The organism is Gloeotrichia echinulata CP02 (assembly GCA_038087035.1).
Lineage (GTDB): Bacteria > Cyanobacteriota > Cyanobacteriia > Cyanobacteriales > Nostocaceae > Gloeotrichia > Gloeotrichia echinulata.
Map to the genome: position 1 here is coordinate 5,479,785 of CP051187.1, position 12,232 is coordinate 5,492,016.

Sequence of the window (12,232 nt, forward strand, 5' to 3'; positions counted from 1 at the left end):
AGATTCGCATTTTTCTGGATGATTTACATCCAGATGTGTGAATGTTTTATGTATGACTTGTGCATCAGATATGTATGATTTATTATTGATTGGGGGAATGGGCAGAGAAAAGATAGATTTTCATTTCGTTCCTGTCTTCGATGGGAAAAGATAAATCTAAAATCCAAAATCCAAAATCTAAAATCTAAAATTGGTATGACTAGGCGATCGCTCGAAGCATCAAGCAAGGGAATTAGTAAAGCCAAAGCAGCGCTGATCCGTCATTCATTGACGCAGCAGGGGTTATCTGTAGAATTGGGGATTAGCCGTCAGCCTGTTACCAAGTTTTTTCAAGGTAAACCAGTTGATCGCAGCATTTTTGTGACAATTTGCCAAAAACTTAACCTAGATTGGGAAGAGATTATCACTTTTTCGTCATTTCCTGAAGCTGAACAGACTGTGAGCATTTCTCAACTGGAAAGTCTAGTCCAGACTGTACGCGCACAAATCTATCAAAATATTCACAACAAGTGTGGTATAATGCGGGTGCTAGATATGGAGCAGCCGATGAGGTTGACGAATATTTACACCAGCGTCAACATTCTGGAGCGAGTGAGTGGACGCAGGCGCTTAGATATTGAAGAATTATTACAAAATATTGACACAGAGAACCTGAATAGTAAACCAAAAAAATGGTTTCCCGGACTAGCGGTGGTAGAACGGTACGACAAACTGATGATTTTAGGTAAACCGGGAACGGGAAAGACCACATTTTTGAAATGGCTGGCAATTAAGTGTAACTTGGGTGAATGGAGAGGCGATCGCGTACCGATTTTTATTAGTCTCAAAGAGTTTGCTGAGACTAAAAAGCAACCAGGCTTAAAGTCATACGTTGCAAAACAATTGAAAAATTGTGGAGTTGTGGAACCGCAGACAGTGGAAACTTTGTTAAATCAAGGACGAGTAATGGTTTTACTCGATGGGTTAGATGAAGTCAGAGCAGCCGATCTTGACCGAGTATTGCCGGAAATTCGCCGATTTACAACGCGGTTTTATGGCAATTATTTTATCATCACCTCTCGAATTGCTGCACAGGAATATATTTTTGAGCAGTTCACAGAAGTGGAAATTGCTGATTTTAATCATCAGCAGATTACTGATTTTGCAACGAAGTGGTTTCAGGTGAAAAATCCTGTGCAAACAGAACGATTTTTAGCGAAAATCCAAGAAAGTAAAACTCTGCAAGAATTAGCAACTAATCCCCTAATGCTTACATTGATGAGCTTGATTTTTGAGCAAAGAAGTGATTTTTCGGTTCGGCTTGCAGAAGTGTATCAAGAAGGATTGGATATATTCCTGAAAAAATGGGATGCTCAACGTCATATTCAGCGAGAGCAAGTTTATCAACTTAGACCACAGCATAAAGAAGAATTACTGATAAAAATTGCCAAAACTACCTGGGAGCAAGGAAATTATTTATTTAATCAAAAGTTTATTCAGCAGCAGATTACCGAGTATATTCACAATTTGCAGCAGAGAAATACAGACCAAGAATTATTGCAAATAGACAGCGAAACAATTTTAAAATCTATGATTGCTCAACATGGATTATTGGTAGAGCAAGCGCGGGGAGTTTATTCTTTTTCTCATGTTGCATTTCAGCAATATTTAGCTGAAAAAGATATTACTCCCGAACCGCTGGAAGATTACCGTTCGCGGAGCGTCCCGTAGGGAAATAATTTTTAGCTCACGCAAAGGCGCAAAGGCGCAAAGGTGCAAAATAAGTAACTATTGGTCATTGGTCATTTGTGATTTATCCCCAATCCCCAATCCCCAGCGATGCACTGAGCTTGCCGAAGTGTCCCCAGTCCCCATTCTGCGAAACTGGAAACAATCCCGTAGTATATATAGATGTTGAGGTGCGATCGCAAAATTACCTGTGGCTAATCAAGAAACCGAAATCGCCGAATCTCTGGCGCGAACTCCTTTATATGAATTGGGTGTAGAAGTCAAAGCAAGGTTTACTAGCTTTGGCGGTTGGGAAATGCCGGTACAATATAGTGGTATCAGCCGCGAACATGAGGCTGTGAGAACTGCAGCGGGTATGTTCGATATTTCCCACATGGGTAAATTTACTCTCCAGGGACAAAATCTGATTTCCCAACTCCAGGGTTTAGTTCCTTCAGACTTGAGTCGATTGCAACCTGGTCAAGCCCAGTACACTGTATTGTTAAATCCGCAAGCTGGCATTATTGACGATATCATTGTCTATTATCAAGGTGAAGACGCCACTGGTAAACAACGGGCAGCGATTATTGTGAATGCGGCAACTACGGGTAAAGATAAAGCATGGTTATTGCAACACCTTGACCTAAATGAAGTAAAATTCCAAGATAATTCGGCGGAAAAAGTCTTAATTGCTGTCCAAGGGACAAAAGCTGTTAACTATCTCCAAGCTTTTGTACAAGCAGATTTAAAACCAGTTAAAGCCTTTGGTCATTTAGAAACAACGGTGCTGGGTAAACCTGGTTTCTTAGCCCGCACAGGTTACACCGGGGAAGATGGATTTGAGGTGATGGTGGAGCCAGAAGTGGGTGTACAATTGTGGCGAAGTCTCTATGATGCTGGTGTCATTCCCTGTGGACTCGGTGCAAGAGATACCTTGCGCTTAGAAGCTGCAATGGCGCTTTATGGTCAAGATATCGACGATAATACCACCCCCTTAGAAGCCGGTTTGGGATGGTTGGTGCATCTTGATACCAAAGGCGATTTTATCGGTCGGTCAGTTTTAGCAGAGCAAAAAGCCACGGGAGTAGAGCGCCGTTTGGTAGGTTTACAAACCCCAGGGCGTAACATTCCCCGGCACGGCTACCCAGTATTATCGTCAGGAGTAGTAATAGGTGAAGTGACTAGTGGTACAATTTCACCAACACTTGGATATCCCATTGCTTTAGCCTACGTTCCTTCCCAACTAGCAGCCGTTGGTCAACAGCTAGAAGTGGAAATTCGTGGCAAAACCTACTCCACATCTGTGGTTAAACGTCCCTTTTATCGCTCAAAAAATCGGATCAGCAACTAATACCAATTTGAAAAAAGAATGGGACAGAGAGGGTAGGGGCGCAAGGCCTTGCTTCCCTTCAGATGATCGATGTTAAGTCCTGTGATTTTTTGGAGTTTCCTAACAACCGTACAAGTTTTAAGGAATAATGTTTTTTGAGTTAATCATTCATGGTTAATTAGCAGATACGACTCGTATTTCTTTTGGAACAATAATTTTTTTGATCTGTCAGGGGAAGTAATATGTCTGAATATCCTCAGGATTTGAGATACCTGGATTCTCACGAATATGTGCGCGTAGATGGGGAAATTGCCACTATTGGCATTACCGCCTTTGCTGTAGAGCAATTGGGTGATATCGTGTTTTTGGAGCTACCAGACATTGGCGAGGTAATTACCAAGGGAGATACCTTTGGTAACATTGAATCTGTAAAAGCCGTTGAAGACCTAAATTCACCTGTTAGCGGCACAGTTGTAGAACGCAATGAAGCCTTGATAAATGAACCAGAACAAATAGCTGAAGACCCCCACGGAGAAGGTTGGTTCTTGAAAGTTCGCATCAATGACCCTGATGAAGCTAATGAGGATACCTTGACAGCGGATGAGTATAGCGACCAGGTAGCAGGGGTGTAGGAGTTAGGAGGCGCGGAGTTAAGGGTCATTTTTTTGTCCCCCATCTCCCTCATCTGGCTCATCTGGGCTTCCTCCCATCTCCCCAGTGTCCGCAAATAGATTATGAAATTTAAATAAATTGCTTAAGTAAACTCCGATTTGTCAAAGGTATTTGTTGCAAAATATTAAATAGTTGCGTCTGGAGAGCGATTTGTGGTAAGTTACGTCTCTATTCCTAAATCTAGCGATCGCCAAATCCTAGACGAAAGGAGCAAGAAATCCAAGAATTTCGCACAACGACACATTGGACCTAACGCCAATGATATCGAACAAATGCTTGAGGTATTGGGAATTGAGAGCCTGGATGCTCTCATTGACCAAACAGTACCGCAGGCTATCCGGCTGAACCAACCGCTACAGTTACCAGAAGCGCAAACTGAATACGCCGCACTGGCAAAGTTAAAAAAAATTGCTGATACTAATCAGGTTTTCCGCTCATTTATTGGTCTAGGATATTATGACTGTATCACCCCACCGGTAATTCAGCGTAATATCTTAGAAAATCCTGGTTGGTATACTGCTTACACCCCCTATCAACCGGAAATTGCCCAAGGGCGTCTGGAGGCGCTGCTCAATTTCCAAACGATGATTATCGATTTGACGGGTTTGGAAATTGCTAATGCTTCATTACTCGATGAAGCCACCGCTGCCGCAGAAGCGATGAGCTTGAGCTATGGAGTGTGCAAAAATAAAGCTAATAGCTATTTTGTCTCTCGTGACTGCCATCCTCAAACCATTGATGTGTTGCAAACACGGGCTGAACCCCTAGGTATTGAGATCATTGTCGCCGACCATCAAACCTTTGATTTCCAGCAACCGATTTTTGGCGCTATTCTCCAATACCCTGCTAGTGATGGGACTATTTACGACTACCGCGCTTTTATCGCCAAAGCACATGCTGAGGGCGCATTGGTGACGGTAGCGGCTGACCCTTTAAGTTTAACTTTGCTGACGCCTCCTGGCGAATTTGGCGCTGATATCGCTGTCGGAAGCACCCAACGCTTTGGGATTCCGCTGGGGTTTGGGGGACCCCACGCGGCATATTTTGCTACCAAAGAAGAGTATAAGCGGCAAGTTCCAGGGCGAATTGTTGGTGTATCGAAAGATGTCAATGGTAAGCCTGCATTACGTCTAGCTTTACAAACCCGCGAACAACACATCCGCCGCGAAAAAGCTACGAGTAATATCTGCACCGCCCAGGTATTATTGGCGGTGATGGCGAGTATGTATGCTGTCTATCATGGTCCTGAAGGCGTCAGAGAAATTGCGGAAAATATTCACCAATTAACGGTAATATTAGCAACAGGATTACAGCGCCTAGGTTACAAAATTAGTTCGGAATATTTCTTTGATACCCTGCGCCTAGAGTTGGGAACAAGCAACCTAGACACAATTATCGCAGCTGCGACAGCACGAAATATCAACCTGCGGATTTTCGATGATACTGCTGTCGGTATCTCCCTAGACGAAACTACCACACCAGAAGACTTAATCGACCTCTGGCAAATATTTGCAGGACTTGATCACCTCCCCTTCACCCTAGAAGACTTAACTCCCTCCATCCATCTTCCCAACCTCCGTACCAGTACTTACCTCACCCACCCCGTCTTTAACCGCTATCACTCAGAAACTGAGTTGTTGCGCTACCTACATCAGCTAGAAACTAAGGACTTATCTTTAACTACATCGATGATTCCCTTGGGTTCTTGCACGATGAAGTTAAACGCCACAGCGGAAATGATACCAGTAACTTGGGCTGAATTTGGGAATATTCATCCCTTTGCACCCACTTCGCAAACGCGGGGTTATCAAATCCTCTTTCAGCAACTTGAGGCGTGGTTAGCGGAGATTACTGGGTTTGCGGGGATTTCTCTGCAACCAAATGCTGGTTCTCAAGGAGAATATGCTGGTTTGTTGGTGATTCGTCAATATCACGAAAGTCGAAAACAAGGACACCGCAACGTCTGTTTAATACCCACCTCCGCACATGGTACTAACCCGGCGAGTGCGGTGATGTGTGGGATGAAAGTGATTGCAGTCGCCTGTGATGATCAAGGTAACATTGACCTAGATGACCTCAAAGCCAAGGCAGAAAAACATAGTCATGAACTCGCTGCTTTGATGGTGACATATCCCTCAACTCACGGTGTGTTTGAGGAGGGAATTCAGGAAATCTGTGCTGTTGTTCATCGTCACGGTGGACAAGTTTACATGGATGGGGCGAATATGAACGCCCAAGTGGGAATTTGTCGTCCTGGAGATATTGGCGCCGATGTCTGTCACTTGAACCTACACAAAACTTTTTGTATTCCCCACGGCGGTGGTGGCCCCGGTATGGGACCCATTGGCGTTGCTGACCATCTTGTGCCTTTTTTACCGGGACATGCTGTAATCGGGACTGGGGATTGGGGACACAACGACCGGCTCAGTGCATCGCTGGGGACTGTCCCAGAGAAGATTTCTGATACCAAACAATTTGGTGCGGTGGCTGCAGCGCCTTGGGGTAGTGCTAGTATCCTAGTAATTTCTTGGATGTATATTGTGATGATGGGCACTGATGGCTTAAGAGAAGCAACCAAAGTGGCAATTCTCAACGCTAATTACATCGCCAAGAGACTAGAAACTTATTATCCCGTTTTATACAAAGGGAAAAATGGTCTAGTTGCCCATGAGTGTATTTTAGATTTGCGCTCGCTCAAAAAATCAGCCAGTATCGAAATCGATGATGTCGCTAAACGGCTGATGGACTATGGTTTCCATGCACCCACTGTTTCCTGGCCTGTGGCTGGTACAATCATGGTGGAACCCACAGAAAGCGAATCTAAACAAGAATTAGATCGTTTCTGTGATGCTTTAATAGCCATTCGCCAAGAAATTGCCGCCATTGAATCAGGTAAGGTGGATGCTCATGATAACATGTTGAAAAATGCACCCCATACTGCCGAAAGTTTAATTACCGGAGAATGGACTCATCCCTACTCTCGCGAACAAGCTGCTTACCCTGCACCTTGGACAAGAGAACATAAATTCTGGCCAAGTGTGGGTAGAATTGATGCGGCTTTTGGTGACAGGAATTTCGTTTGTTCTTGTCCACCAATGGAGGCTTATTCAGGATAAAGTAAAGAGTTACGAGTGAGGAGTGAGGAATTGAAACTCCTCATTCCTTGACAAATCTGACCCGAAATCTGATTTGTCTAGCCCAAGAAGCGTCATGGTTATTCGTTTTTTGTTGAGCGAGTGCGTCCCCTTCCTGAACTCCAGTTGCATAGTATCGGCGAACCCAGTCTCCTCCTCCACAAAAACCGTGAGCGGGGTTGATTTTGTTGAGATACCGATACCCTTTACTTTGGTATCTTGCGGATGTAAAGGTTATAAGACTTAAAATAAAGTCATGTAATTGATAGGTAGCTTTTCAACTAACAAAATCAGGTATTTTATCAAATGACTACTGAACAAACACAAAAAGAAACCAAGCAGGATGTTTCACCCACCGGTATATTTCAAGCAATTGGCGTTGTCACGGGCGATGTCCAATTTATATTTCAAGATGATAAAAATAAATACATAGCAAATATTACTATCGGACAATACCAATACAATCTATACCCCATTGGCTCAGGGAGTAAATCAAATGCTTTCAACGGACTACGGAAGTATATAGAATCTACAGGTATTAGCAAACAGAAATTGATTGTCTATCCGAAAGTTACGCACTATCCAGGGAAGGAACAGCAACATAAGATTGCTTTCCAATTAGTTGCTTTTGAGAAACAGATGGTAGAGGATTTAATCGAGAAAGAGGTTATAGAAAGTTCAGTTTCCAGGGAATTGAATGACTTTGAATTTAAGCTATCTGGACTATGGCAATTTATCCCGGTTTGTAGAACACCATGTATCACCGTGATGAAGAATTTCAGTGATGAACGGCTCCAGTACATTAAGCAAGCTGAACTAACTAGTAAAGTTAATTTCATGAAGGCGAGTCATATTCCCTTAATATGGAAAGATGCGCTGGTCAATCCTTTTAGATTTAATCCAAAAGCAGAAAAGGAACAGCAGGGTAAGGCTATGTTTGTCAGTATCAAAGCCAGGTTTATCCCTGGTCGTGATGTTTTTGGTTTTGATTCTTTAGTTGCTATACCTCAGGAAGAAGCACCAAAGTACCTGAAAGCTGGGAAGAAAGATAAGGCGGAAGCGCTTAAAAGTAAGTTAGCAAATAAACGACAAAATGCTGGGAATGAACAGATTCCACAAAAAGTTAAACCCAAGGTAATTGTCAAAAAACAAGACAAAACAGAAACTAGTTCTGCGCCTGAGATCTCCAAGCCAAAATTAAAACCTAAAGGCTAAGTCCATAATTTGAAAGAAAACTTGGATCATCGGGATTTAACTTCTAACTTTTCTAATTCTGCTTTTAAAGATAGAGGTTTATACCCCAATGCAAACGCTTTGGAACTATCCAAAGAAACATCCGCTGGTCTGGGTGCTACCATTTTTACATCTTGTTGGCGGCAAGATTTTAAGCCAGAATTAGGAAGTTGAAATATATCTACTAATAATTGCCCAAAATCATAACGAGAAATTCGTTCTTTTCCGCCCAAATGAATTAGTCCGTTAACTTTTTCTAGTGCTAATAAAAGTCCTTGGGCTGCAGTTTTGGCACTTACAGGCGTGCGGTATTCATCTATAAATAAGTTTAGTTCTTTTCCGGCTTTGAGAGCTTCAATAAATGGCTGCATAAAACTTTTAGCTGTAGGTGTTGCTGTGCCGAACATTAACGGCATTCGGCACACTGCAGTCTGAGGATATCGCTCTAGCATACCAATTTCAGCCATGACTTTTTGCTCACCATATAGGTTGACAGGAGACACGGGATCTGTTTCACTATAAGGAGCATTTAAACCATCAAAAACCAAGTCTGTTGATGTAAAAGCACAAGCAAGAGAAGCATCCGCACAAAGTCCAGCGATATTGCAGGAAGCTGTGACATTAATTGCGTGTGATTCTTGGGGGTGAGTTTGACAAAAATTAGGTTGAGATTGTGCTGCAGTATGAATTACTGCTGTCGGTCTGACATCATTAAATATGTGCTTTAATTGGGACAAATCAGTTAAATCAACCTTCAGCATTTTGATGCCGGGTATTTCTATTTTATGGGAAAAATAAGTTCCATAAACTTCCCATTCTTGCTTTGCTGTTTGGCAAAGGTTCCATCCTAAAAACCCACTACCACCCGTAATTAATAGCTTTTTCATCAGAATTTTATTCAATTAATTCCCGAAATTGCTTTTCATGACGTATATTGTTAAAATCTGTATCAGTTTTTGCTAATTTCTGGTATTTACTAGCATTCAACTTCATTGCTTTGTTGAGATTCTCAATTGCTAATTTGACATTGCTCTGTAAGGCATAGGAGCAAGCTTTATTATAATATGCTTCATGCTGATCTGGCTTGATAGCGATCGCTTTGTCGTAGGATGCGAGTGCATCTTGGTAGCGTTCCAACTTTGTCAGTGTAATTCCTCGGTTGATCCAGGCTTCATATTTGTCAGGTTTGATGGCGATCGCTTTGTCGTAAGATGCGAGTGCATCTTGATACCTTTGCAAAGCTGTTAACACAATCCCTCGATTATACCACGCTTCATATTTGTCAGGTTCAATGGAGATCCCTTTGTCGTAAGATGCGAGTGCATCTTGGTACCTTTGCAAAGCTGTTAATGCAATTCCTCGATTAATCCATGCTTCCACATTTGCCGGTTTAATACCAATTGCTTTGTCGTATACTTCTATCGCATTGTCGTAGCGATGTGCGTCTAACGAACTATTACCTTGATTCAGCAAACTTTCTGCTTTTTGGTTAGTTTGTGCTTCTATAAGCATCTGGGTAATATTACTTTTTTGTACAACTTGCTTGGTATTTTCTGCCGATGAGTTTGCCATATCACTACAGCCCAATGTCAAGAAAGTCATAAAACCCCAGGCAATCAAGCAACGCCAAAAGACCATATTGTACATACAGAAGTTCTAGTATTATGATAAAACCTATTTTAATTTTAATAGCGCCAGAAGATGCGCTATTTATATTAAGTTTTCAAGGCTTTTTCTGGTTAACTTTGGCTAAAGAATACCATATTCAGCGGGAATTATGCAATTGATTGGCTAAAATTTTAATAAATTTTGTTATAAGAAAATCTAAACAGTAGACTAATATACAAATCGAGTGGAGAAATTATGCAATTATCCTTAAAGGAAGATCAAAAAATAAATTATCCCAAATTGGCTGAGGGTAGGGTGCGTCAGTACCAATAATTTGTGGGTATTTCCAGAGTTTTTTGCTGGTAACGCACCCTACAAATTGGATATCTTTTAATTTCTCAGTCCCTGGGAGGATGTATCATTTTGATAAAAAATTGCGCCTCCTTTTGTCAGATGTATAATGTAGCAGTTAACATAAAACAGGTGTTGAACTGAGTCTGCTGGGGCAAAATAGAAAGAATGATGATTGAATCCAATTCCTCCAATTTACCAACCCCAGAACCCATCCCGGAACATGACTTAGACCCAGATGATTTTGACGGTGGGACAAATGAGAATAGCCTGACGCCATTGGGGTTAGCAAGACTTCAAACTTTAGCAGCAATTGCCTCTTTGCAATCTCCGCAAAATACAATTGCTTCAGAACAAACCCGTTCCAGCCTGAAGCAACCAAGTAACAATCAATTCTCAGTACAACCTAGGGCATTGGTAATCACCCTGGGAGCGATCGCCTTGACTATCCTGGGACTGCTGCTTAATATTTGGTTAATTGGCATTTTGGGTACTCTGGTAACTTTGCTGTTATCCTTAGCGATGCTCCGTCCTTGGTTGCAAGAACTAGTCAAACAGTGGTTTTCAGTCAAAGACTGTACATTGTTAGTCGCGTTTTTGGGAGTAGTAGTAGCGATAATTGGCTTGTTGAAGTTTACAGGTTTGGGGACTTACCTGCTGGCTTGGGTACAGAAAATTAACTGGGATGCTTCTGGTACATTGGCAGAATGGTTTGGTGCTTTGGGGCAAATTTCCATTGCTATCATCGCTGTTTATGTTGCTTGGCGACAATACGTCATTTCTAAAGACTTGACAATTCAGCAAAACAATCTGACAATTCAGCAAAATATCATCACCCAGCAGCAGACGATAGATTCCTACTTTCAAGGCATCTCCGATTTGGTATTAGATGAAGAAGGATTATTAGAAGACTGGCCGCAAGAAAGAGCGATCGCCGAAGGACGCACAGCGGCAATTTTTAGTAGTGTTGATGGTAGTGGGAAAGCAAAAATTCTCCGGTTTCTCTCCCGGTCTAAATTACTCACACCCCTAAAGCGCGATCGCCGTTTAGGTCGAGCCATTCTCAACGGGAGTGGCGGTTACGCCGAAGATCGCCTAGATGGTGTGCGCGTCATCGATTTAGGCGTCATGTTAGCCGGAGCAGACCTTTCTTATACCGATTTGCGTTGGACTGATCTAAGCGAAGCGAATCTTGTCCGCGCTAATCTCAGTGGTAGCGATTTGGTCAAAGCTAACCTCTCCCGCACCATTTTATATGATGCCAAACTCTGTAATGCTGACCTCAACGGTATTCGTCTATTTTATGGTTCAGTAGAAAAAGCATCACCCCGCAGCCGCACCGCACCACCAAACTACGAAACTGGCGAACACACTGGCGCCGTCATCAAAGATGCCGATTTTAGCAATGTGCAACGCCTCTCTGAATCTGCACGCTACTACTGCTGCGCCTGGTGTGGAGAAAAAACCAGAGCTACTATTCCTGGCGGTTGTGAAGGTATCCCCAATAAATTGGAAACATCCTCTAAGCAGGTTTGATATTATAAATTTGAAAGCGGTTAAAACTGAAACATATTATCTACAAGCATTAAAAGAAACAAAAGGAGAAACCTGTGCCAATAATCAAAATACCAAGACATTATCTAGTCTCTCAGGATGAAGATTCAATTACGGTAGATTTACCAGAATCAATGCTGTTACTTTGGAAAAAGGACTACGAAAAAATAACTAAAGCCAAGGGACTTTTAAAGCATAAGAAGCAAGCAATCCTGATACATTTAGAAACTCTACGTCAGGAATGGAATGAATGAGATATCTTTATGATACAAATATTTTTATTTACTATCTTGCGGATGAATTAAAGGTTAGTTCATTCTTTGCAGAAAATTTTTTGGATTTGCATGAAGTTTTCGTTTCACCGATTGTCCGCATTGAGTTGCTGAGTTTTTCAGGCTTATCAAATGAGGAAGAACAGGCAATCGAAGATTTACTATCGCAGTTTAAACTGGTTCCATTGTTGCGAGAAATTGAAAATTTGACAATCCAGTTAAAACAACAGTATAAAATTAAGCTTCCTGATGCAATTATTGCGGCTTCTGCACTAAGTCAAGACGCATCTCTAGTTACAAGAAATGTTGGCGATTTTCAAGGAATTGCTGGACTAAAGATTGAAAATCCTTTTGTTAATTAGCGTATATTT

Annotated in this window: 11 protein-coding genes; 8 read left to right on the forward strand and 3 right to left on the reverse strand. The window is 42.0% G+C overall.

What is annotated here, in order from left to right:
* Positions 1-195 precede the first annotated feature (195 nt).
* On the forward strand, positions 196-1,710 hold the full coding sequence (locus tag HEQ19_24280) for an NACHT domain-containing protein (protein WYM02142.1): 1,515 nt from the start codon (positions 196-198) through the stop codon (positions 1,708-1,710).
* Positions 1,711-1,781: 71 nt separating this feature from the next.
* Here the strand turns inward: HEQ19_24280 and HEQ19_31305 are convergent, their stop codons facing one another.
* A complete protein-coding gene (locus HEQ19_31305) occupies positions 1,782-1,910 on the reverse strand; it encodes a hypothetical protein (protein WZI67005.1) in 129 nt (42 codons plus the stop codon).
* An 8-nt stretch (positions 1,911-1,918) separates the two neighbouring features.
* Between HEQ19_31305 and gcvT the strand changes: the two genes are divergently transcribed.
* From gcvT to HEQ19_24300, 4 genes are all read left to right on the forward strand, one after another.
* The gene (gene gcvT, locus HEQ19_24285) at positions 1,919-3,058 is read left to right on the forward strand and encodes a glycine cleavage system aminomethyltransferase GcvT (GenBank protein ID WYM02143.1); all 1,140 of its coding nucleotides are present in this window, start codon (positions 1,919-1,921) and stop codon (positions 3,056-3,058) included.
* Between the two features lie 221 nt (positions 3,059-3,279).
* Positions 3,280-3,669 carry a glycine cleavage system protein GcvH gene (gcvH, locus tag HEQ19_24290; protein ID WYM02144.1) on the forward strand — a complete coding sequence of 130 codons (390 nt, stop codon included), beginning with the start codon at positions 3,280-3,282 and terminating at the stop codon, positions 3,667-3,669.
* Positions 3,670-3,861: 192 nt separating this feature from the next.
* Positions 3,862-6,825, forward strand: coding sequence for an aminomethyl-transferring glycine dehydrogenase (gene gcvP / locus HEQ19_24295; protein ID WYM02145.1), 2,964 nt, complete (start codon positions 3,862-3,864; stop codon positions 6,823-6,825).
* A 324-nt stretch (positions 6,826-7,149) separates the two neighbouring features.
* Positions 7,150-8,058, forward strand: coding sequence for a hypothetical protein (locus HEQ19_24300; protein ID WYM02146.1), 909 nt, complete (start codon positions 7,150-7,152; stop codon positions 8,056-8,058).
* A gap of 26 nt (positions 8,059-8,084) precedes the next feature.
* Here HEQ19_24300 and HEQ19_24305 read toward each other — a convergent pair whose 3' ends face one another.
* Positions 8,085-8,963, reverse strand: coding sequence for an NAD(P)-dependent oxidoreductase (locus tag HEQ19_24305; GenBank protein ID WYM02147.1), 879 nt, complete (start codon positions 8,961-8,963; stop codon positions 8,085-8,087).
* A 7-nt stretch (positions 8,964-8,970) separates the two neighbouring features.
* Positions 8,971-9,714 carry a tetratricopeptide repeat protein gene (locus HEQ19_24310; GenBank protein WYM02148.1) on the reverse strand — a complete coding sequence of 248 codons (744 nt, stop codon included), beginning with the start codon at positions 9,712-9,714 and terminating at the stop codon, positions 8,971-8,973.
* A 489-nt stretch (positions 9,715-10,203) separates the two neighbouring features.
* On the opposite strand from HEQ19_24310, the gene HEQ19_24315 reads away from it, so the two are divergent.
* The 3 genes from HEQ19_24315 to HEQ19_24325 all read left to right on the forward strand — a co-directional run bounded on the left by HEQ19_24315 (position 10,204) and on the right by HEQ19_24325 (position 12,223).
* Positions 10,204-11,571, forward strand: coding sequence for a pentapeptide repeat-containing protein (locus tag HEQ19_24315; GenBank protein WYM02149.1), 1,368 nt, complete (start codon positions 10,204-10,206; stop codon positions 11,569-11,571).
* Positions 11,572-11,645: 74 nt separating this feature from the next.
* Positions 11,646-11,843: a hypothetical protein gene (locus HEQ19_24320; protein ID WYM02150.1), complete on the forward strand. Its 198-nt coding sequence runs from the start codon at positions 11,646-11,648 to the stop codon at positions 11,841-11,843.
* Positions 11,840-12,223, forward strand: coding sequence for a type II toxin-antitoxin system VapC family toxin (locus HEQ19_24325; protein WYM02151.1), 384 nt, complete (start codon positions 11,840-11,842; stop codon positions 12,221-12,223). The genes HEQ19_24320 and HEQ19_24325 overlap by 4 nt, the downstream gene beginning before the upstream one ends.
* Positions 12,224-12,232 lie beyond the last annotated feature (9 nt).